This is a genomic window from Myroides gitamensis, from assembly GCF_029894455.1.
GTDB lineage: Bacteria > Bacteroidota > Bacteroidia > Flavobacteriales > Flavobacteriaceae > Flavobacterium > Flavobacterium odoratum.
Genome location: NZ_JARYHN010000001.1, coordinates 1,307,349 through 1,327,869, shown reverse-complemented (window position 1 = coordinate 1,327,869; position 20,521 = coordinate 1,307,349). Strand labels below are relative to the sequence as shown.

General features: G+C 36.1%; 25 protein-coding genes and 1 pseudogene. 23 read left to right on the top strand and 3 right to left on the bottom strand.

Annotation, left to right across the window (positions count from 1 at the left end; all coding sequences use genetic code 11):
• Window positions 1–31: 31 nt before the first annotated feature.
• From M2306_RS05715 to M2306_RS05705, 3 genes are all read right to left on the bottom strand, one after another.
• Window positions 32–439 (bottom strand): hypothetical protein, encoded by a 408-nt coding sequence (locus M2306_RS05715; RefSeq protein WP_115090333.1) that lies wholly within the window; start codon window positions 437–439, stop codon window positions 32–34.
• A 129-nt stretch (window positions 440–568) separates the two neighbouring features.
• Entirely contained in the window at window positions 569–1,102 is a 534-nt protein-coding gene (locus tag M2306_RS05710) for a GNAT family N-acetyltransferase (RefSeq protein ID WP_259188582.1), read from the bottom strand.
• A gap of 204 nt (window positions 1,103–1,306) precedes the next feature.
• Window positions 1,307–1,603 (bottom strand): hypothetical protein, encoded by a 297-nt coding sequence (locus M2306_RS05705; RefSeq protein ID WP_259188583.1) that lies wholly within the window; start codon window positions 1,601–1,603, stop codon window positions 1,307–1,309.
• A 593-nt stretch (window positions 1,604–2,196) separates the two neighbouring features.
• Here M2306_RS05705 and M2306_RS05700 point away from each other — a divergent pair.
• The 23 genes and pseudogenes from M2306_RS05700 (at window position 2,197) to M2306_RS05590 (ending at window position 20,513) form a co-directional block, all read left to right on the top strand.
• On the top strand, window positions 2,197–2,541 hold the full coding sequence (locus M2306_RS05700) for a hydrogenase maturation nickel metallochaperone HypA/HybF (protein WP_115091637.1): 345 nt from the start codon (window positions 2,197–2,199) through the stop codon (window positions 2,539–2,541).
• Between the two features lie 12 nt (window positions 2,542–2,553).
• Entirely contained in the window at window positions 2,554–3,261 is a 708-nt protein-coding gene (gene hypB / locus M2306_RS05695) for a hydrogenase nickel incorporation protein HypB (RefSeq protein WP_115090336.1), read from the top strand.
• 7 nt (window positions 3,262–3,268) lie between these two features.
• Complete coding sequence (locus tag M2306_RS05690) at window positions 3,269–3,727, top strand: urease accessory protein UreE (RefSeq protein ID WP_259188584.1); 459 nt, start codon at window positions 3,269–3,271, stop codon at window positions 3,725–3,727.
• 4 nt (window positions 3,728–3,731) lie between these two features.
• Window positions 3,732–4,730 (top strand): ABC transporter substrate-binding protein, encoded by a 999-nt coding sequence (locus tag M2306_RS05685; protein WP_259188585.1) that lies wholly within the window; start codon window positions 3,732–3,734, stop codon window positions 4,728–4,730.
• Between the two features lie 15 nt (window positions 4,731–4,745).
• Window positions 4,746–5,744 (top strand): FecCD family ABC transporter permease, encoded by a 999-nt coding sequence (locus M2306_RS05680; RefSeq protein ID WP_259188586.1) that lies wholly within the window; start codon window positions 4,746–4,748, stop codon window positions 5,742–5,744.
• Complete coding sequence (locus tag M2306_RS05675) at window positions 5,741–6,502, top strand: ABC transporter ATP-binding protein (protein WP_259188587.1); 762 nt, start codon at window positions 5,741–5,743, stop codon at window positions 6,500–6,502. The genes M2306_RS05680 and M2306_RS05675 overlap by 4 nt, the downstream gene beginning before the upstream one ends.
• Window position 6,503: 1 nt before the next feature.
• The gene (locus tag M2306_RS05670; RefSeq protein ID WP_259188588.1) at window positions 6,504–7,004 is read left to right on the top strand and encodes a GNAT family N-acetyltransferase; all 501 of its coding nucleotides are present in this window, start codon (window positions 6,504–6,506) and stop codon (window positions 7,002–7,004) included.
• Between the two features lie 55 nt (window positions 7,005–7,059).
• Complete coding sequence (locus tag M2306_RS05665) at window positions 7,060–9,489, top strand: TonB-dependent receptor (protein ID WP_259188589.1); 2,430 nt, start codon at window positions 7,060–7,062, stop codon at window positions 9,487–9,489.
• 242 nt (window positions 9,490–9,731) lie between these two features.
• Window positions 9,732–10,319 (top strand): hypothetical protein, encoded by a 588-nt coding sequence (locus M2306_RS05660; protein WP_259188590.1) that lies wholly within the window; start codon window positions 9,732–9,734, stop codon window positions 10,317–10,319.
• Between the two features lie 97 nt (window positions 10,320–10,416).
• On the top strand, window positions 10,417–11,487 hold the full coding sequence (locus M2306_RS05655) for an SMI1/KNR4 family protein (protein WP_259188591.1): 1,071 nt from the start codon (window positions 10,417–10,419) through the stop codon (window positions 11,485–11,487).
• Between the two features lie 272 nt (window positions 11,488–11,759).
• A complete protein-coding gene (locus M2306_RS05650; RefSeq protein ID WP_115090344.1) occupies window positions 11,760–12,146 on the top strand; it encodes a hypothetical protein in 387 nt (128 codons plus the stop codon).
• Between the two features lie 134 nt (window positions 12,147–12,280).
• Entirely contained in the window at window positions 12,281–12,583 is a 303-nt protein-coding gene (gene ureA, locus M2306_RS05645) for an urease subunit gamma (protein WP_002992410.1), read from the top strand.
• 16 nt (window positions 12,584–12,599) lie between these two features.
• A complete protein-coding gene (locus M2306_RS05640) occupies window positions 12,600–12,974 on the top strand; it encodes an urease subunit beta (RefSeq protein ID WP_259188592.1) in 375 nt (124 codons plus the stop codon).
• A complete protein-coding gene (gene ureC / locus M2306_RS05635) occupies window positions 12,971–14,692 on the top strand; it encodes an urease subunit alpha (RefSeq protein ID WP_259188593.1) in 1,722 nt (573 codons plus the stop codon). Before M2306_RS05640 ends, ureC begins: the two co-directional genes overlap by 4 nt.
• A 90-nt stretch (window positions 14,693–14,782) precedes the next feature.
• Window positions 14,783–15,280 carry an urease accessory protein UreE gene (locus M2306_RS05630; protein ID WP_259188594.1) on the top strand — a complete coding sequence of 166 codons (498 nt, stop codon included), beginning with the start codon at window positions 14,783–14,785 and terminating at the stop codon, window positions 15,278–15,280.
• A 3-nt stretch (window positions 15,281–15,283) separates the two neighbouring features.
• Window positions 15,284–15,977 (top strand): annotated as a pseudogene (locus M2306_RS05625) (urease accessory protein UreF).
• Between the two features lie 27 nt (window positions 15,978–16,004).
• Window positions 16,005–16,643 (top strand): urease accessory protein UreG, encoded by a 639-nt coding sequence (gene ureG, locus M2306_RS05620; RefSeq protein WP_002992420.1) that lies wholly within the window; start codon window positions 16,005–16,007, stop codon window positions 16,641–16,643.
• A 1-nt stretch (window position 16,644) separates the two neighbouring features.
• On the top strand, window positions 16,645–17,436 hold the full coding sequence (locus M2306_RS05615) for an urease accessory protein UreD (RefSeq protein ID WP_259188596.1): 792 nt from the start codon (window positions 16,645–16,647) through the stop codon (window positions 17,434–17,436).
• Between the two features lie 38 nt (window positions 17,437–17,474).
• Complete coding sequence (locus M2306_RS05610; RefSeq protein ID WP_498882786.1) at window positions 17,475–17,942, top strand: urea transporter; 468 nt, start codon at window positions 17,475–17,477, stop codon at window positions 17,940–17,942.
• Window positions 17,875–18,387 carry an urea transporter gene (locus M2306_RS05605; RefSeq protein ID WP_498882785.1) on the top strand — a complete coding sequence of 171 codons (513 nt, stop codon included), beginning with the start codon at window positions 17,875–17,877 and terminating at the stop codon, window positions 18,385–18,387. The genes M2306_RS05610 and M2306_RS05605 overlap by 68 nt, the downstream gene beginning before the upstream one ends.
• Before the next feature lie 79 nt (window positions 18,388–18,466).
• Window positions 18,467–19,354: a helix-turn-helix domain-containing protein gene (locus tag M2306_RS05600; RefSeq protein ID WP_259188598.1), complete on the top strand. Its 888-nt coding sequence runs from the start codon at window positions 18,467–18,469 to the stop codon at window positions 19,352–19,354.
• 284 nt (window positions 19,355–19,638) lie between these two features.
• Complete coding sequence (locus tag M2306_RS05595; RefSeq protein WP_259188599.1) at window positions 19,639–19,986, top strand: DUF2200 domain-containing protein; 348 nt, start codon at window positions 19,639–19,641, stop codon at window positions 19,984–19,986.
• 71 nt (window positions 19,987–20,057) lie between these two features.
• Complete coding sequence (locus M2306_RS05590; RefSeq protein WP_259188600.1) at window positions 20,058–20,513, top strand: DUF1801 domain-containing protein; 456 nt, start codon at window positions 20,058–20,060, stop codon at window positions 20,511–20,513.
• Window positions 20,514–20,521: the final 8 nt, after the last annotated feature.

Sequence of the window (20,521 nt, the reverse complement as noted above, 5' to 3'; positions counted from 1 at the left end):
CAATCTTGTTCTTTTTTAATTTTATTCTTTATTAGAAAGAAGATCCTACAAATATAGGAGGAAGAGGTCTAATTAATTCATCACCAGGGTATCGTTTAATAAGATGAAAATAAGAATATTCAGTACTAATCAATTTCATTCCTGGCCAAAGGCCTAGTTCTCCATTTTGACACACATAGTTTTTTATTGGAACTAATCGATCATTTAAAATTTCATTAGAACCACGTCCACCATGAGGAATATAAATATGTATACTAATCGTATATTTTTTATATTTTGAATTCATTCGACTAGTTATCTCATTTCCATAGTCATCACAAGTATAAACATCTCTTGTAAACCATCCTTCTAAATCTAAAGGATGATTTGTTTGTCCAGGAATTTGTGCAAACGCACCTAACGATAGCAAAAAAGCAAAAGCTAACAATAAATTTCTCACAAGTATATAGTTTTAAATTAACATAAATAAGGTATGTATTTTTTGTAAAACAACCTATTTTTATATTAAAATTTAGTAAATAATACAGTATTACTAGCTATATTCTTAATAAAAATATTCTTTATTTTATTATTTAGGATTGATACTTGCGTAGAGCACATGGTCAATATACTCACCGTTTTTATAGGTATACGCTTTTAAAAGTCCTTCTTTTTGCATCCCTATTTTCTCCATAATTCTACCAGAAGCTTCATTAAAACTAAAGTAAGAAGCAAAAATTCGTTTCAAGTTAAGCTCATTAAATCCAAAGAACAACAATGCCTGAGCCGCTTCTGTTACATAGCCCTTATTCCAATGTGATTCATCTAACCAATAGCCGAGCTCTGCATTGTTATTTGCTTTATTGATACCTAAACCAATCCCTCCAATAATATGGGGTTGATCTTTTAATCGAATGGCAAAAATATAAGCTGTTTCTTGGTTCCAACCTTGTTCAGCTAATTCTATCCAAAAACGAGCACTTCCTTCTGTATAGGGAAAGGGAATATTGGTTGTATTTTTATTGTAGATTGGATTCTTCATAATCTCAAGTAAAAGAGGAATATCCATTTCTTGCGGTTGATTTAACAACAATCGATCGGTTTGAATTGTTAGGTGCTTCATGATTTTAGGTTTCTATAAAAATAATAATTTTACACCCTTGTTTATGCAGAATCAGCAGACAATTTCTTCTTATGTAATCAAATAAATCCCCTGTTTTAGATTTTTACTTAAAAACAAGAGAACCAAGAATAATAAACAGAAACAAAAAGAGCTAGTTCAAAAGGATGAACTAGCTCTTTTTTCGTATTTAATTCTTTGTTGTTTTTAGCAATCTCCTAAAAGCGCTACCAAAGCGTATGCTTCGTCATAACCACCATAACCAGCAATAAGGTCTTCAGCAAATTGAACTACTTCCTCACCCGTAAAACATCCTACTTCGGTTTGAATTAATTCTCCCGTATGATTGTCATAAATTCGGATACGATATACCGATCTTTCCACATCATCATTATGCTCTTCAACTGATTTTTCAATTGTTGTAGCTGGTACAACTGTACTTGCTACCATTGTGCTTGCTCCTAATAAGAATAGAGCTGCAGCTAAGAATAAACCTTTTTTCATAATAATATAATTTTAAATTAATTATGTTAAATTAATATTTATATTTCAGTATTTTAAAATATTATATTTGATTTAGTTGTTTTAAAATAAAAGCTATCCCTCGTGTTAATATCTTTAACAATTCTGTATTTTTTAAAACGGGAAGACTAAATTTAGCCATAATCATTTTTTATTTTACTTGTAACGCATAGATAAATGAAGGGAAAACCATACTTCTAAAAAGCAATTTATCTTTTAGCAGTATAAAATCCCTATTTAATGGTAGTATAGTCAAGATTTGTGCTATTTTGACATCGAAACAGTTACTACATTTGCCTCGTTAATCTAATCATTACCGCCTATACATAGGCGTTTAACTAGATAAACAACAACTTTTCTAACTCTATCCTATATCAAGTATTTAGTAAAGAAAAGTTAAAGTCTTAACTCCATTCAAAAAGGTAGAAGATACTATTTCACCAGGAAGTAAGACTGAGAATAAAATTTGACTTTAGTGTAGGACTTGAAGCTAGTAGTCGAATCAAAAGGACCTTAAGTCTAGGTACCTTTATTTGTTTTAGTTGAATGTATATAGTGAATTAAAGAGTAAAGCGATGCATGAATTGTCAATCGTGAAAGATATCTTTTCTACATTGGAAGAGCATTATGAGGCTAGAGTAGAAGATATCCAAAAAATAGAAATTGTAGCAGGATTACTATCAAATGTACAACCTGTTTTGATACAAAATGCGTTTGATGCTTTTATTACAGAGCATCATAACTATAAACACATGGAACTGGAGGTTGTTGTACAAGATATCATAGCCCATTGCCAGACCTGTAATAAAGATTTTAAAGTAGAATATCATCGTTTTGTCTGTTCTTGTGGTACACCCTCCACTAACATTGTACAAGGCAATGAATTGTATATTTCAAAAGTTATCGTCAAACAATCCTAATAAATTATTTTTATGGCATCAAATCCAAAAAGTTTGGGAAATCGCGTCGGTTCATTACAATGTGATAATACGACATTACATCTATTAAAGGCTAATGACTTTGTGGCCAATGCAATTAGACAACGTCTAAAAAATGTATGTGTAATCAATGTCTGTTCTTCACCCGGTTCTGGTAAAACTACATTAATGCAAGAAACGGGAAAACGCTTAGGGAAAGATCTAAATATTGCCGTTTTGGTTGGAGATCCTGAAACAGATCGCGATGCGGTACGCATGAAAGAAGTGGGTTTGAATGCCCTTCAGATTGTTACTGGAGGAATGTGTCATATTGAAGCACAAATGATTCTCCAAGCCTTAGATCATATCGATTTAGAAAACCTTGATCTATTATTTATTGAGAATGTTGGAAATCTATTGTGTCCTTCTGCTTTTGACTTAGGTGAAGATTATCGCGTTACTTTGTTAGCGACAACAGAAGGCGATGACAAGCCGAAAAAGTATCCTCGTATGTTTTTAACGAGCGAATTAATGTTGGTTTCTAAAGCCGATTTATTACCCTACGTTCCTTTTACGGTTGAAAATGTAACGCAAGATGCGAGAGAGGTAAACCCTAATATTGAGATCCTGACTATCAGCACATTGAATGGAGAGGGAATAGATGCTTGGTGTGAATGGTTACAAGCTCGTGTAGAAGCTAAAAAAGCGCAAATAGCGGAATAACTCCTTCATGCAAGAGCCTATTTATATTAATGAAGTTCAATTCCAAGAGACGCTTATTGAAAGAGTCGATTGGTTTGAAATCGAATGGTTTGAAACACAAAAGCACTTGTTCAAGCGAACAACAAAACAGGGTATTGAACTTCATATCGAGAGAAAGCAAGGACACATCTGGCAGCAAGGAGACGTTTTATATTGCAACGGACGATTACTTGCTCAAGTTGTAATCAAACCAACCTTGACCATTCAATTTTCAGTAACAAATGGTGCGCCAATTGCAGATTTTACTTATTATATCGGCAATAGACACCTGCCTATTTTTATTGAAAAGGAAACGAATCAATTATTAGTGCCCTATGATGGCCAGTTATATGAACAAGTAATAGCAAAGTTTCCAACCTATATCACCTTAGTCAAACAGCCATTGCATGCTACAATGCTTTTGACTCAACAACAGACACAAGTATAAATCCATGAGAAAATTATTTTTCTTTCCTTTATTGGTTGTTTTAAGTTTAGTACAAGCTTGTAAACAAGAAACGAAAGCCCTTTCTACTATTGATACAGACACTACAGTGCACGCTATTGACAGTAGAGGTAAAGAGGTTAAATTACCAAAAGCAGCTACCCGTGTTGTAGCTTTATATGAAGCACTAGTTGATGATGTTTTCATGCTAGATGCTCAAGATAAACTAGTGGGTATACCACAGCAGACGTATCTAAACGAAGATGCTTTTGCTTTTTTTTCAACCTTAGATAGTCGTATGGCTAAAAAGGAAATTGCTACACCTACTTTTGGAGGTGGATCTTCTAATGTGGAAGCTCTAGTTGGCTTACAACCAGACCTTGTACTTACTTTTGATCAAGATAAAGAAGTTGTGGCTCAACTAGAAAATCTAGGTATTGCTGTTTATACGATTGCTAGTGAAAATAAAGAAGGTATTATCAAAGAACTAGAGGGAATAGGAACTTTAGTTGGTAAAGAAGAGCGCGCAAAAAATATTACGGCCTATATCCAAAAGGAAATTAAGGAGATGGAAGCAACTAAAATTGACAACCAAAAGAAAGTCTATTATGCTTGGTCCAAAGGACGTGTTCTTTCTACTTCGGGAAAGGGAACATTAATGGATATGGCCATTACGCTTTCAGGAGCAGTCAATGCTTGTCCGCTTGAAATGCAAGCGCCTAATATTGGGGCAGAAATGTTATACAAATGGAATCCAGATCTTATTTTATTATGGAATTCAAATGAAAGTGATGTGTATGACCTAAGTGAATTAGCCAATTTACCTGCGGTTGTTAACAAACAGGTGAAAGTTATGCAACCGTCATTCTTATTTGATCCACATACCGTAAAATTTTTATTATTTGCTAAACAAGTGAGACAGTGGAGTTATCCAACCTATACAGAAGAGGCTTTGCAAGCTGATTTAATGGAGGCCATGCACATTTTGTATGCTATTAAAAAATAGAGATTTACTTGGTATATGAAAGGTCGTTTTAGTCTTATTCTATTGGGAATTGTGCCCATTCTATTGCTGATTGGTTCACTGTTGTTGGGAACAACAACGAATCTTTCGCCTGTAGAATTAGTGCATTATATTGGTCAAGCTTTACATCACACAGGAGATACAACGGATCCTATTGAAACGATTTTGTGGAAAGTGCGTTTACCTCGAATTATCTTAACTTTTTTAGTTGGGGCAGCTTTAGCTGTATCGGGGGGAGTATTACAGGCTATATTTAGAAATCCGATTGTAGATCCTTTTACCCTAGGTATTTCTTCTGGCGCGGCATTTGGCGCGGCATTAGCGATGTTATTTCCCTTTATTTCAGTCAATTTTTCTGCTTTTGTATTTGGGGTTTTGGCGGTTCTTTTAACCTATATGGTCTCTTATGCTGGTCAACGAACATCCATTGTGAGTATGGTTTTATCGGGAATAATTGTCTCGGGTATTTTTACGGCATTACTAACCTTGTTGCAATATTTAAGTGATCCGTATAAATTACAAGCGATTGTACAATGGACGATGGGAAATCTACATACCGCTTCTTGGGCGAAAGTACAAACTGCTTTTGCACCCATTTTAATTGGTTTGTTACTTATTTTACTCTTGCGCTGGAAGTTGAATCTTTTAGCTCTAGGAGATCATGAAGCATTAGCGGTGGGTGTAAATCCAAAATATTTAAAGCTGTTATTAATTGGCGTAGCCACCATGATTACAACTTCAGCTGTAGCAGCTGTGGGAGTCATCAGTTTATTTGGTTTGATTGTTCCTCATATCAGTAGGATGATCTTTGGCCCGAACAACACCATCGGTGTTTGGGCGAATATCAGCATCGGTGGTTCATTTTTATTAGTTATTGATGATTTTTCTCGTGCTGTAATGCCTTTTGAAATTCCTGTTGGTGTGTTTACCATGTTAATCGGAGCGCCAATTTTTATTTACCTCATGAAGAAAAGTCTAACGCAGTGGAATGCATGAAACAGTTTATTCAATTACAGCATGTATCCTTTGCTTATGAGAAGCAATTGGTCTTGAATCAAATCAATGCTTCTTTTGAAAAAGGGAAATTATCTGTCATTTTAGGTCGAAATGGCAGTGGAAAGTCCACCATGTTCAACATCTTGGCAGGATTAGAAAAGAAATATCAAGGCCAAGTTTTCTTTGACGGCATCGAGCGAAAAGGAAATAAACATCCCATTCGTTTGGGTTTTTTAAATCAGTTCCATCAAACGACTTTTCCCTTTACAGTAAGAGAAGTCATCTTAACCGGACGTGCTTCCTTTTCCTCTTTTAAGCCTTCTGCAGAAGATCATCGGGAAGTGGAAGAGATTGTAGCGCGCTTTCAGTTAACTCATCTGATTGATAAGCCTTATACTGCGCTTTCAGGTGGAGAACGACAATTGGTTTTACTTTGTCGTGTTTTGGTTCAAAAACCAGCCGTATTAATGCTCGATGAACCAACGAATCACCTCGATTTACACTATCAGGTGGCGGTTTTGAAATGCATTAAACAATTGGCTGATGAAGGAACAACTATTCTTTGTGTGATGCACGATCCCAATTTAGCTTTTATGTTTGGGGATCGCTTTTACTTGATGCAAAACAACCAATTGATTGATATTCAATCGCTCGAAAACAAGGAAGTACATCAATTGTTAGAAGAAACCTATCAATTGCCTTTACATCCTCTTGATAATCAAGGTAAATTGATGTTTATGCCCTTAATTGAAGTTTAATATGTTTGAAATTAAGATAAAAAAGGTGGATGAAAATCAAATGGAAACCATACTTGCGTATGTCAAAGCATTTCGAAAGAATTTATTTCCTATGCTTGACAGCACAAAGGTTCCCAATGATTTACTTCATTTTAAAGCAACTTATTTGGATCATCCTCATGGGTGTTTTCTACAAGCGAATAATGAAAAAGGAGAATTAATTGGCGTAATTGGCATGATGCCTTATGATGACCGTTTTGATTACCTCGATTATAAGCATCAACGAACGGTAGAAGTGGCTCGTCTTTTTGTTGAACCTATTTATCGAAGAACGGGATTAGCAACTCAACTATTTCAAGCTTTAATTGAAGTAGCCAAAGAAAAAGAGATTGAATGCTTGTACTTGCATACTCATCCTTTTTTGACAGGTGCTTTTGAGTATTGGCAAAAACAGGGTTTTCAACATCGTACAACTTCCATAGACGGTGGATTTACGACCTGGCATATGGATAGGATGGTTTAATGGTTAACAGTTTACGGCGGACGGTTGACGGTTAGCTACTATATAATTTAAAACAATGAAAAAACAGATACAACAACTAGGAATAGGGGCGTTATTGCTTTTATTTCCTGCTGTGCTTATGGCACAAAGCTCACAGCGTATTGCGGGGCGTATTTTAGGTGAGAAAAACAATCCTATTGTTGCAGCAACGGTAATTTTAGATCAGCATAATATTGAACAAAGCAACAGAGAAGGGGCATTTGAAAGTGCAACTACATTGGCTTTTCCATTGGTCATTCAGATTCATGCCCCAGGGTATAAATCCAAGCAAGTAACCTTAACAGAAGCCAATTACAAAGCGGGTTTTGTAGTTCAATTGGAGGAGGATACGAATCAATTGGAGGAAATTGTGGTAACCTCAAGACGAGATAATTCTTATTTAACGAATTCTACCGTTTTAGGTGGAAAATACAATGGTCGAATTAAAGATTTACCTCAATCGATTTCTATTGTATCTAGTGAGTTAATGGAAGATAAGCAAGTATTTCAAGTGGCTGATGTTATTCCAGATTTAGCTGGGGTTACACAAGCATCTGTTTACGATGAATTTGTTATCCGCGGCTTTAAAAGTGGGTATGACAATGGGATTCGATTGATTAATGGAATGCGTTCGGCTTATGGCTTTGGTGAGAGCTATTACCGTTCGCCGATGACGATTAATTTTGAGAGCATTGAGGTGTTAAAAGGCCCTGGAGCTTCTTTATTTGGAGATATTGCACCTGGGGGAACCATTAATATGGTAACCAAAAAAACGCGAGAAGAACACAAGGGAATCCTTTCTTTTTCTGCAGGAAGTTTTGAAACACTTCGTACAACTATTGATGTAGGTGGTCCATTAGACAAAGAAAAGAAAATCTTATATCGTTTGAATGCGGGGTATGAAACCTCAAAAACGTTTAGAGATATCAACAACCGCAAGAACTTTGCTGTAGCGCCTTCATTTACGTTTAAACCGGTTGAAGGAACTACGTTAGATGTTGATTTAGTCTTTGACCAATTCAACGGGTATTTGGATCGTGGAATGAGTACTAAAGGCGGGGATTTATATGGTTTACCGCGTACTTTTACTTTTACGTTAAGTCAGCCTTCGGATTATTTTAAAACAAAAACCACAACGATCAGCGGGCGTTTAACTCAGCGTATTGTAGATAATTTAAATCTACATGTCAACTATATGAAGTCCATCTATGAAGAGGATTTAAATGAACACCGCACACTTAATACGTATGCTAATCCAGAAAACACAATTGTCAATTTGCGCTTTTTTGATCGCCATGGGAAAGAGTATACCGATAACTTTGTGTCTTATTTAAAATGGGATACCTATGGCAAGTATTTGGATCATCATGTTGTAGTGGGAATAGATTATGCTCAATACAAAGGGGATAAAAATAGCTACCAACGAGAAGCGCGTAGTAAAAAAGAAAATGGAGAAACAGTAGCCTTGACCTTTGACATGAATAATCCCGTATACCAAGGAGCTGATATCAACAACTACGTTTGGCGTTCGAATACGCAATATCCTTTTATGAGCCCTTACAAGAGTACAGGAATCTATATTCAGGATCAAATTTCAGTTGGTGAAAAATTAAAAATGGTACTCGGGTTAAGACATGAAAGCTATCAATCAGAAACAACAGATCCGAAAGAGACATTTAAAGCTACGCAAAATGTATGGTTACCTCGTGTAGGATTGACGTATCTCATCAATGATAAAATCAATTACTTTGCAAGCTACTCGCAAGGTTATGTACCAATTGCAGCTAACTTTGTATCGAATTATAAAGATTATGGTGCAGACAGCGCCTTCAAATCAGAACGTAGTTTTCAAATAGAAACAGGTTTAAAAACAGGTTTCTTTGCGAATCAATTGCAAATGGATTTATCGCTATTCCGCATTGAACGAAAAGATATGCTTCTTGGAACAGGACAACTCACTGAAGCAGGATTACCTGTTTACAGACAATCAGGAAAGGTTATTTCTCAAGGGGTAGAGTTAGATGTACGTGGACAAATTACCAAGGAATTCCAAATCATGGCCAATTATACCTTTAATGATACACAAATTAAGGAATCGGCTATCCCTTCAGAAAAAGAAGAACTATTACCTGGAGCACCAAAAAACTCTGCTAGTGTTTGGTTGAAATATGTCTTCTCTGATACCGCTTTGAAAGGCTTAGGATTTGGTGTAGGGGCTTATTATGTTGATCAAAGACGATTGAGCGAAAGTGTAGGCAAAGATGCCGCTGGAAATGCAACATGGGGGTATCTTCCGGCTTATACTACTGCTAATGCAGCGGTATATTATCACCTAGATAAGTTTAAACTAGCCGTAAATATGAATAATATATTTGACAAATATTATTTCTTAGGTGGTTTTGATTATACACGTGTATTTGCTGGAGCTCCTCGCAATGTGATGGTAGCCTTAAGCTATAATTTTTAGCCCCATTATAGAAACAAATTAATTATTTTACTTGAGTTACTTTTAACCCTCAAAGGAAGTAAAATTCCTTGAGGGTTTTTTAATGCTATTGAATGTCAGGATAAGTGAAACCATGGAGCAAAAATAAATAGACTTATTTAGTAACTCAGAATTTGTTAGCTAGAAAAAGGATTTAGCTCCTTTTCTATAAAAAATCAAATATTTTATATTAAATTTATATTTATTGACTCAAATTAAAACTTATGTTTACAGAAAAGGACAATGTATATTGGAAAGCATTTAGTGATACTATTCAAGCCGAGTTTGTAGAACGACAATATTGGTATTCTCCAAAAGCAATTTATACTTACAAAGGTTTTTCTATTGTTTTTGATAATTACTATTTTACTAGTACAGTGGGCACTAGAAGTTACGAGTCTTTTATTACTCGTGTTTACTGTAAATTTAATTACCCTCAATCTTTAAAAATTCGAATAGAAAAAGCGAGTTTTTTAAATCGTCTAATTAATATATTTACAGGTAATTTATATCGAACACTAGATGCTGAATTTGATCGTCATTATCATGTACATGCGACAAATCCCAATACTTGTGTTTTCTTATCTCCAGCTATTAGACGAAGCTTATTGGATCTCAATGTAGAAGGTTTGTTTATAGATACGCAAGACGGAATCTGGGGAGATCCCTTACTTGGCAGTCAGTATGAAGTAGCTATTTACGTAGAGTCTACACGATTAGAAGAACATGAACTAATTGCTTTAAAAACGCTATTCGAGGCCATTATAGATTCACTTTGTGCTAAGTTTTATATCACGGAAGCGCTCGCTTAATTTCCTTCCGTTTTATTGTCTTTTTTTCTATTCAACATAATTTTGCACTAAAAACAGCCCTAAAAAAGAGTATCTTGCGCCTTTAAACTGCATCGATATGATACATTTTGAGTGTACTTCTAAAGGACTTCAAATCAATGGGAAAGAGTATAGCTTTCCTCTAAAAAAAGAAACTCTAGTTGAGCTATTTGGACCTCCGGTTGTTTTTTTGAGTGAATACAATGAGATTTATATTTGGCATGATTTGGGATTACGAGGGTTTTCAAAAGACAGCATTGGCATTGAAACCCTAGAGGTTACCTATAAAGTGGAGGAGTATGCGAGTGCAGTCCGTTCTAGTTTTAGTGGTTTATTTACTATGCATGGAGAATCAGATCCTCGTGTTTATTATGATACACATAAAAAAGAACGCGTGAAACTATGGGACAGTGATTCATCGGGCGCATTTGTGTTTCAGGATGTATCCGTTTGGTATTCCATTCGCGATACAATCCTACATTCCCTTTCTTTAAGTGCATATGAAGAACCCGTAGTCGAGTCCATTGAGATCTTGCCTTTAGAGGATAATTTCGCCTATTTACACGTAGTTTGGCAGGATTGGAAAACAGCAATTGAACAAGTTATTGATTCGGATAATCGCTATTACAACCTGACTCATGGCCTTACACAAGAGCAATTGACTCAAGTGGAAGCAGAGCTTGAAGAAATAAAGTTACCATTACATTTAGTTAATTTCTATAAAGCGGGAAATGTAAAATGGGATGCTGTAACTTCTGCTTTTAGTATACACGTAAATGGTTGGGATTATGATCTACTACCTTTTGACCGTATTCCTCATGAGTGGGAGATGATACAGGAACTTTTTGATGAGGAGGAAGAGATAGAGGAAGAAACAAAAGATCAGTTTGATGCTAAACTGAAATGTAACAGTTATGCGAATAAAGGATGGATTCCCTTCGCAGAAGGACGAAATGGCGATTATTTATTGTTCGATACCGATCCAAGTCAAACAGGGGGGTATGGACAAATTATTGAACTGCAAAATGAAGCCTGGACCCGTATGGTAGTTGCCCAAAGTTTAGAAGAATTAATTTATCGTGCAATTTCTTCTATCCAGCAAGAACAAGTTGAAAAATATAAGTTTATTCTAGAAAATGGCGCTTTTTAATTTAAAAATCACAAAATGCTAAAAAAAGGGTAACAGCTAGCCTTCAATTTCAAACAAATGGGATGGCAAATACTAAACGATGGCTCTTTTTAAAAGTTATAGCTACTTTATGTGAATAGAACGAAGATAATTAGGAAGGTTATTTGATCCATTAGCTGTAAAAGGCACCAGAATTGCCTATTTTATCCTAGCTTAGTCAAGATTTGTGCTATTTATCAACCCCGATTGAACTTATCTTTGTTGCGTAATTAAAAACAAGGTGTAAGACTATTATGAAAGCATTATTTCGACTATTCGTTTTGTGTTTTTTTCTTTTGCGTTTTGGCTTGGGCTTTGCCCATCAACATGCAAAAGTAGAGTCTCATGCTGTCGTCTTGGATCAGACTTTTATATCCAATTCAACCCCTAAAAAAGAAAGTAGCGTCGACTTTTGTCAGATTGAAGTAAATCTAGAACTTATTACTTCCGTTGAGAACCAAGATCTTCCTATTCAAACCGTCGACTTAAGCGATGCGTTTTATTTTTTTATGACTTCTGTTTTTGAGTTAGCTTGGACTAAACCTCTTGTAGGAGCACAACAAGTTGCTATCGTTTTGCAACAGCATCGAGCGAAGTACTTGTTATATCAATCTATTAAGATTCCTCATCGTTTAGCCTAAACGATTCAGATGAGATCGCTTCCTAAAAGTGATACCACCTTTATTACAAAAGTAAGTTATTTTTTATCGTACCTACCTAGTTTAAAATAGGGTAGCTACTCATCTATTGTTCAATTTTTAATTAAAAAATAGTTATGCATTTATTACCGAGAGAGACGGAAAAATTGCTTTTGCATCTAGCTGGGGAACTGGCTAAAAAACGCAAGGCGAGAGGGGTAAAATTAAACTACCCTGAATCGATTGCTTATATCAGCAGTGAGCTCTTAGAAGCTGCACGTGATGGAAGAACTGTGGCTGAACTCATGCAATATGGTGCGACCTTATTAACGCGTGAGGATGTTATGGAGGGAATTCCTGAAATGATTCACGACGTTCAAATTGAAGCGACGTTTCCTGATGGAACAAAGTTGGTAACGGTGCATAATCCTATACGTTAATTCAGACAGTAATACCATGGTTCCAGGAGAATATTTTAGAAAAGAAGAAGCTATTATCTGTAATGAAGGTAGAGCTATAACTACAATTACTGTAGTAAATAAAGGAGATCGACCAATTCAGGTTGGCTCACATTATCACTTTTTTGAAGTTAATAAAATGATGGAGTTTGATCGAGCTGCGGCTTTTGGAAAACGCCTCAATATTATTGCAAGTACAGCTGTTCGTTTTGAGCCCGGAGAAGAAAAAGAAGTTGAACTAGTTGTTTATGCCGGAGCACGTAAGATATACGGGCACAATGATTTGGTTAACGGAGAAACTCATTCGGAAGAAGCTAAAATAGCAGCGATGAAAAAAGTGGAAAAACAATACTTTAAAAACAAAAGTGTATGAGTTTAAAAGTTAGTAGAGCAAACTATAACGCAATTTTTGGTCCCACAGTTGGTGATCGTGTGCGTTTAGGAGATACAGCTATCATCATCGAAGTGGAAAAAGATTTTGCAAGTTATGGTGATGAAAGCAAATTTGGTGGTGGAAAAACAGTACGCGATGGAATGATGCAATCGTCCAATCACTTGAGCCACGAAGGTGTACTTGATATGGTGATCACGGGTGCCATTGTCATTGACCATTGGGGAATTGTCAAAGGAGATATTGGAATTAAAGATGGCAAAATTGTCGGTGTAGGACGTGCAGGAAATCCTGATACGATGGATGATGTAACCCCTAATATGATTATTGGAGCTTCAACAGAAGTACACGGTGGTGCAGGTTATATTGTAACTGCTGGAGGGATCGATACCCATATCCATTATATTAGTCCAACTCAAATAGAAACGGCTTTATACAGTGGTATTACCACCATGATTGGCGGAGGAACAGGTCCTGCAGACGGAACAAATGCAACAACTGTAACACCCGGAAAATGGAGCTTAAAACGCATGATGCAAGCTGTTGATCACTTGCCGATGAACTTTGGTTTCTTCGGAAAAGGAAATGTTGGTACGGAAGCCCCAATTATTGAACAAATTGAAGCAGGAGCTTTAGGGGTTAAAATACACGAAGATTGGGGAGCTACACCAGCTACAATCGATAGAGCGTTGACTGTTGCAGATCAATACGATGTCCAAGTGGCTATCCATACAGATACGTTGAATGAAGGAGGTTTCTTGGAAGATACCATGCAAGCGATTAATGGCCGAGTAATTCACACCTTCCATACCGAAGGAGCTGGTGGTGGACATGCACCAGATATTATTAAATCTGCCATGTATCCTAATGTATTACCTGCATCAACAAACCCAACTCGCCCTTTTACTAAGAATACAATTGATGAACACCTCGATATGTTAATGGTTTGTCACCACTTGAGTAAAGATATTCCGGAAGATGTTGCTTTTGCTGATTCGCGCATTCGCCCAGAAACCATAGCTGCTGAAGATATCCTGCAAGATCAAGGCGTATTTAGTATTATGAGTTCAGATTCGCAAGCCATGGGACGCGTAGGAGAAGTTGTCACTAGAACTTGGCAAACGGCAGATAAGATGAAGAAACAACTTGGTCCATTAGCAGAAGATGAAGGAAATGATAATGATAATTTCCGCGCCAAACGCTACGTGGCTAAGTACACCATCAACCCAGCAATTGCACATGGAGTTTCTCAGTATATCGGATCAATTGAGCCCGGAAAAATAGCGGATTTAGTCATTTGGAAACCTGCTTTATTTGGTGCAAAACCGGAGATGATAATCAAAGGTGGAATGATTGCTGCCTCGAAAATGGGAGATGCAAATGCTTCAATTCCAACCCCACAGCCAATTATACTACGTACCATGTACGGTGGTTTAGGTAAGGCCGTAACGCAAACGTGTTTCAACTTTGTTTCTCAAGTTTCTTTAACCAAAGGAATTCAAGAAGAATACGGAATTGAACGCACTTTACTTCCTGTAGTCAATTGTAGAAATATCTCCAAAGCAGATATGATTCACAACCACGCTACACCTGAGATTATTGTCAATCCAGAAAATTATGAGGTAAGCATTGACGGTAAAAAAATCACCTGTCAGCCCATAGATGAAGTTGCTTTAGGACAGCGTTACTTCTTATTTTAATTCAGTAGAGAAACAACAAACATAGCCCAATTCAACTCGAGAATACAAGGATCACAAAGTGGCCTTGTATTCTCACTTTTTCGTCTAACAATGATTATAACACAAGCCTTATGCAATTGCCTTCCTCAAGAAGTAGAAAAGCAGATTGATTATTTGTTTATCGCTTGGTACCAAACAAGCAAACGCATCCAACGACTTACCACAGCTGATGGACAAGCAATTGCCATTCGATTTTTAGGCAAAAATCAACGGTTAAGTGAGGGAGATATTTTATATGAAGATGAATCTAAGGTTATTATGGTCTCTATTTTACCCTGCGAGGCGCTTGTTGTTACTACAGATCACTGGATTCAACTAAGTTGGTTGGCGTATGAAATTGGCAACAAACACGTTCCTCTTTTTGTAGAAGGAACCTGTTTGTATATGCCTTATGAGCGTCCCATGCAAGATTGGTTAACGAGCAAAGGATATGAGCCCAAAGTAGAGCAAAAAAAATTGAGTAATCCGTTGAATGCCAATGTGGATTACGAACAACATAAAAAAATATCATTTAAACTACCTCAGGGCGGTTTAGTACTAAAGATTTAACTCATGCAAGATTCATTTTTAGGTCGACTATTGCATTTAGCAGATCCAACTTTGCCCATAGGAGGATATTACCCATTCTAATGGATTAGAAACCTATGTACAGAATGGAGGTGTCTGTGATAAGACCACGGCAGATCAGTATGTCCGACATTATTTGTGGTATAATTTAAAATACAATGATGCTGCCTTGATGAAATTAGCCTATGATGCAACGCAACAAGCTAATCTGGAAGAATTGATCCTTCTCGATCAGGAATGCAATGCGCTAAAGGCACCAATGGAAACGAGAGTAGCCAGTCAGAAATTAGGTTTGCGGTTGTATAAAATATTTAGTCGATACCATCAAGAACACCCCCTAGTACAAGCATGGGGAACCTATATACAAAATAAAACGGTATACAATCACTATTGTATTCTATATGGTTTATTTGCTGCAATTATGCAAATTCCCTTAGTTGAGGCGATGCATGCCTATTACTATAATGCGGCCATTGGTATGGTAACCAATGCCGTTAAATTAGTGCCTTTAGGGCAATTAGACGGACAAGATATTCTGTATTACTTACACGATGACTTGCTTCAATTGAGTGAAGAATCCCTGCAAATGGACCGCAATTTAATAGGATTATGTACCATCGGTTTTGACATTCGCTCGATGCAACACGAGCGATTGTATTCAAGACTATACCTATCCTAAATCACGAATTAAAAAGATAAAATAATCATGGAAACTAGAAAATATGTAAAAATTGGAGTTGGAGGACCTGTTGGATCAGGAAAAACAGCTTTATTAGAACGCTTAAGTCGCCGTTTATTAAACGAATATGACTTAGCTGTTATTACGAATGATATTTATACCAAAGAGGATGCTGAATTCATGGCTAAAAACAGCTTATTGGATCGAGACAGAATCATTGGAGTAGAAACAGGAGGTTGTCCCCATACTGCTATTCGCGAAGATGCTAGTATGAACCTAGAAGCAGTAGAAGAATTGGCTAATCGCTTTCCCGATTTGGAATTAATCCTCATTGAAAGTGGGGGAGACAACCTTTCTTCAACTTATAGTCCTGATTTAGCGGATATTACCATCTTTGTAATTGATGTAGCAGAGGGAGAAAAAATACCGAGAAAAGGTGGACCAGCTATTACGCGTTCTGATTTATTACTTATAAATAAAATCGATTTAGCTCCCTATGTTGGTGCAGATTTAAGTGTGATGGAAAGCGATGCAAGACGCATGCGAAAAGGAGCTCCTTTTCTTTTCTCTAATTTAAAAACAGGGGAAGGATTAGAAGAGATTGTTGGATGGATCAAAAAATATGCCTTACTAGAAGACATTGATGAACCGAATTTAGTGCGATAATATGGTTTCTTCTTTAGCAGTTCAAATTGAACAACGCGAAGGCTTATCTTATTTAAAAGATGCTTACGTTACACAACCTTTCCGCATTGTACCTGTAGGGCAATACAAAAAAGACAAGGCGGCGTATTTGATGATTATGAGTTCATCCCCTGGATTATTAGATAATGATGAGCATCAGATCAGCATTAATCTTGCACCAAATACCAAGTTGCAATTGCAAACACAGGCATACCAGCGTCTTTTTCACATGAAAAACAAGTCGACACAAACAACGACGATTCAAATGGAAAAAGGAAGTGCATTTGCTTATGTTCCACATCCAGTGGTTCCTCAACGCGCTTCTACGTTTATTAGTCGAAATAGGGTAGAACTAAAGGCGGATTGTCATTTTTTACTGTCTGATATCATTACTTGTGGTAGAAAACTTTCGGGAGAAGAATTTGAATATGATCATTTTCAAAATCTCACCGAAATCTACTATGAAGGAAAGCTCCAATTGAAGGATAATGTCTTGTTGCAACCGGGGTTAATACCCCTGCAAGGATTGGGTATTTTAGAAGGGTATACGCATCAAGGAACGTTGATTTATTCTAATACAGCTAAAATAAGCGTACAAGCATACATCGACTTTTTTTATGAGCAATATGGAGAAATGGAGGCCATTGCCTTTGGAATTAGTGCGGTGGAAGGAGATGGTTTTATGGTCCGAATTTTAGGACAAGGAGCAGAGAAACTCTTTACCATTTTTCAAGCCATTCAACAGAAACTCTGGGATGACCTGATGTTACCCTAAATAAAAACAAACCCCGACAAATACTAAAAAGAAAACAAATGAAAGCACTACTAATCCATTGTTTTAATGCCTTTTTTAAAGGGTTTGGACAGATTATGTTACAAGCTAATGCGCTAACGGGGATTTTATTCTTAGCCGCAATCTATTATGATTCAACGGATATGGCTTTGGCGGCTTCCTTGAGTAATGTTGTTGCCATCTTAACGGCTAAACTATTAAAGTACGATGAGCAAGAAATTGAAGATGGATTGTATGGTTTTAATCCTTGTTTGATTGCTATAGCGCTAATGTTTTACTTTCAGCCTAGTTTATGGGTGTATCTTTTGATGATCGCCTCATCGATTGCTTCAACCATACTTATGCATTGGGCTATGAAACGCGAATTGCCAGCCTATACCTTCCCCTTTATTATTTTTTACGTGGATTTCTTTGTTTATTTTGAGTATTCCCGATTTAGCGATTCGCTCTGTTCCAGAACACTTTGTCGATATTCAAGAACTCGATGATTTTTTAATCCAAGGGCACGCTTTCGGACAAGTGTTATTTCAAGGGAGTTTTGTAGCAGGAGTTGTTTTTTTCTTAGGCGTTTTTATTAGTCGCCCTATACAAGCCTTATATGGATTTGTAGCGGTTATTGTCAGCGTTTATATCTCACACAGCAATCACGCTTCCAATGCCTTAATTAACGAAGGGGTTTTCAGTTTTAATGCTGTGCTCTGTGGAATAGCTATGGGAGAAGATAAAGTACGGGCAGGAATGTATGTGCTAATTAGTGTGATTATCTCCACGTATTTTGATATCTTTATGATTCAATACGGATGGACTACCTTAACCTTTCCTTTTGTATTTGCGATGTGGGTCATGTATCCTATCAAGCGATTAGACAAATGGATTGTCTTAAAACTAGAAGAACTAGGAGTAAATAGAATATGGAACGAACTATTTCATTAGAAAGAATAAAAAATTAATTCTTTATTACGTATAATGTTACATTTATTTTATAAACTTTGTTTTATTTTTTGGATTAAGCATGTCGAAACCTTCTATTGAAATTTTAAACAACTATCAATATAAAAAGTTGTTTTTGCCTCATTTGAGTGATAGTTATTTAAAAAACGATAGTAAAATACAAGTCTATCGTTTGGAAGACTATTTACGAGGTATTTTAATGCCTGTCATTCCTTATCGTACAACGTTCAATTTTTTGATTTTATTGACGAAGGGAGAGATGACACAATATTTAGATAGTGGGGCCTATACCTTATCCAAAAATGAAATCATCAATGTGAAAAATGGCAATATTACGGCGACTTTATCTATTTCAGATGATATTCAGGGGTACTTCGTTGTGTATGAAAATGAAGTGATTACGGATATTTCATTAGGTGCAAACGACTTGAAATTTTTTACCATGAATCCGTATGTCAAATTAAATGAAGTGAATGCCAATTGGGTAGGAAGGACGCTTGATTTGTTGGAGGAAGAAAGCATTAGCGAACAACGCGATGTGGAAATTTGCATTACGTTATTGGAAACGGTCCTAATGAAGGTAATCCGTGTAGATATGGAAAAGAAAACACCGATGAGCCGACAGTTGGATATTGCCTTTCGCTTCCGAGAAATGGTTCAAAAATTCCATATTGATCACAAGAATGTTTTATTCTACGCTAACTTACTTCATATTTCAGAAAATTATTTAAACAAATGTGTCAAAGAAGCTACAAATAAGCCACCTAAGCAATGGATTAATGAGATTAGTATCTTACACAGTCAAATCCTGTTACAGGATAAAAGTAGAGATATTGCAGGTATAGCCTTTGAATTAAAATACAATTCGCCTTCTTATTTTACGCGGTTATTTAAAAAGGTGACGGGATATTCACCAAGCGACTATCGCCGTCATAAATTTATATTATAAAGCAACTTATATTAGATTAAGTTGCTTTTTTTTGTCGATTCTTAGCGACAGAATAGCCCTATCACAATAAAGTATTATTTAAGATAAATATAGTAGGAAACAAAAAATATATTGTTTTTATTTCAATTGTATTATGTTAAATAAATACTGATTTCATATAAATATAGGTTATAAATACTTCATATTCTTATTTTTACTACCTTAGTAGAACGATAAAGTGTAAAGAAAATTACTTATCCGTCAGTTGCTATTTTAACTTTGCAGAGTACCTAATAAAAAATAAGATGAAAGAAACAGAACAACATAATCTTCGTATGGCTACGCTGACATTTGCCTCTGTTTATCCCCATTATATTGCGAAAGTAGAACGTAAAGGAAGAACCATCGAAGAGCTGCATCAAGTTATTGAATGGCTCACGGGTTTTAATCCAGAAAAGCTAGATAAATTGGTGGATGAAAAAGTTTCTTTTGAAGCCTTTTTCGAGAGAGCTCAATTAAATCCAAAAGCGGAAGAGATTAAAGGCGTTATTTGTGGCTATAAAATTGAAGAAATTCAAAATCCATTGACCAAAAAGGTTAGGTATCTCGATAAATTAGTTGACGAACTAGCCAAAGGAAAGAAAATGGAATAGATATTGAGATAACTGTTGTCCAAACGACATCTTAATCTTAAATTAATTCACAGAAGAAATTACCCATTCGCATGAAAGCAGTAGGAAGTACAGTAGACGAAATTTTATTACATATACCAGCAGAACGAGCAGAGGCTTTTAACAAGCTACATCAGACTATCGTAGCTCATTTGCCTTCGGGTTTTGAAGCTGCAATTAGTTATGGAGGATTGGGCTATGTTGTTCCACACAGCCTTTATCCAGCAGGATATCACTGTAAGCCTATCGAAGCTTTGCCTTTTGCAGGCCTTGCTTCTCAAAAGAATTCGATTAATTTTTATCATATGGGAATTTATTCTGATCCAACTTTATTAGAATGGTTTGTAACAGCATATCCCAAGCACAGCAAACAAAAATTGGATATGGGAAAAAGTTGTATCCGATTTAAGAAAATGGAAGAAATTCCCTACCAACTGATTGGAGAATTGATGCAAAAGATGAGCGTACAGCAGTGGGTTGATTTGTATGAAAGTAAACTGAAAAAGTAACCTTAATC

Excerpts from the sequence above, each read along its gene's own strand:
- M2306_RS05660 (WP_259188590.1), top strand. The coding sequence starts at position 9,732 with ATGTTTACAGAAAAGGACAATGTATATTGGAAAGCATTTAGTGATACT.
- M2306_RS05595 (WP_259188599.1), top strand. The coding sequence starts at position 19,639 with ATGAAAGAAACAGAACAACATAATCTTCGTATGGCTACGCTGACATTT.
- M2306_RS05675 (WP_259188587.1), top strand. The coding sequence starts at position 5,741 with ATGAAACAGTTTATTCAATTACAGCATGTATCCTTTGCTTATGAGAAG.
- M2306_RS05630 (WP_259188594.1), top strand. The coding sequence starts at position 14,783 with ATGATTATAACACAAGCCTTATGCAATTGCCTTCCTCAAGAAGTAGAA.
- M2306_RS05650 (WP_115090344.1), top strand. The coding sequence starts at position 11,760 with ATGAAAGCATTATTTCGACTATTCGTTTTGTGTTTTTTTCTTTTGCGT.
- M2306_RS05670 (WP_259188588.1), top strand. The coding sequence starts at position 6,504 with ATGTTTGAAATTAAGATAAAAAAGGTGGATGAAAATCAAATGGAAACC.
- M2306_RS05615 (WP_259188596.1), top strand. The coding sequence starts at position 16,645 with ATGGTTTCTTCTTTAGCAGTTCAAATTGAACAACGCGAAGGCTTATCT.
- M2306_RS05655 (WP_259188591.1), top strand. The coding sequence starts at position 10,417 with ATGATACATTTTGAGTGTACTTCTAAAGGACTTCAAATCAATGGGAAA.
- M2306_RS05690 (WP_259188584.1), top strand. The coding sequence starts at position 3,269 with ATGCAAGAGCCTATTTATATTAATGAAGTTCAATTCCAAGAGACGCTT.
- M2306_RS05610 (WP_498882786.1), top strand. The coding sequence starts at position 17,475 with ATGAAAGCACTACTAATCCATTGTTTTAATGCCTTTTTTAAAGGGTTT.
- M2306_RS05600 (WP_259188598.1), top strand. The coding sequence starts at position 18,467 with ATGTCGAAACCTTCTATTGAAATTTTAAACAACTATCAATATAAAAAG.
- M2306_RS05680 (WP_259188586.1), top strand. The coding sequence starts at position 4,746 with ATGAAAGGTCGTTTTAGTCTTATTCTATTGGGAATTGTGCCCATTCTA.
- hypB (WP_115090336.1), top strand. The coding sequence starts at position 2,554 with ATGGCATCAAATCCAAAAAGTTTGGGAAATCGCGTCGGTTCATTACAA.
- ureG (WP_002992420.1), top strand. The coding sequence starts at position 16,005 with ATGGAAACTAGAAAATATGTAAAAATTGGAGTTGGAGGACCTGTTGGA.
- M2306_RS05685 (WP_259188585.1), top strand. The coding sequence starts at position 3,732 with ATGAGAAAATTATTTTTCTTTCCTTTATTGGTTGTTTTAAGTTTAGTA.
- M2306_RS05590 (WP_259188600.1), top strand. The coding sequence starts at position 20,058 with ATGAAAGCAGTAGGAAGTACAGTAGACGAAATTTTATTACATATACCA.
- ureC (WP_259188593.1), top strand. The coding sequence starts at position 12,971 with ATGAGTTTAAAAGTTAGTAGAGCAAACTATAACGCAATTTTTGGTCCC.
- M2306_RS05705 (WP_259188583.1), bottom strand. The coding sequence starts at position 1,603 with ATGAAAAAAGGTTTATTCTTAGCTGCAGCTCTATTCTTATTAGGAGCA.
- M2306_RS05665 (WP_259188589.1), top strand. The coding sequence starts at position 7,060 with ATGAAAAAACAGATACAACAACTAGGAATAGGGGCGTTATTGCTTTTA.
- M2306_RS05700 (WP_115091637.1), top strand. The coding sequence starts at position 2,197 with ATGCATGAATTGTCAATCGTGAAAGATATCTTTTCTACATTGGAAGAG.
- M2306_RS05640 (WP_259188592.1), top strand. The coding sequence starts at position 12,600 with ATGGTTCCAGGAGAATATTTTAGAAAAGAAGAAGCTATTATCTGTAAT.
- ureA (WP_002992410.1), top strand. The coding sequence starts at position 12,281 with ATGCATTTATTACCGAGAGAGACGGAAAAATTGCTTTTGCATCTAGCT.
- M2306_RS05710 (WP_259188582.1), bottom strand. The coding sequence starts at position 1,102 with ATGAAGCACCTAACAATTCAAACCGATCGATTGTTGTTAAATCAACCG.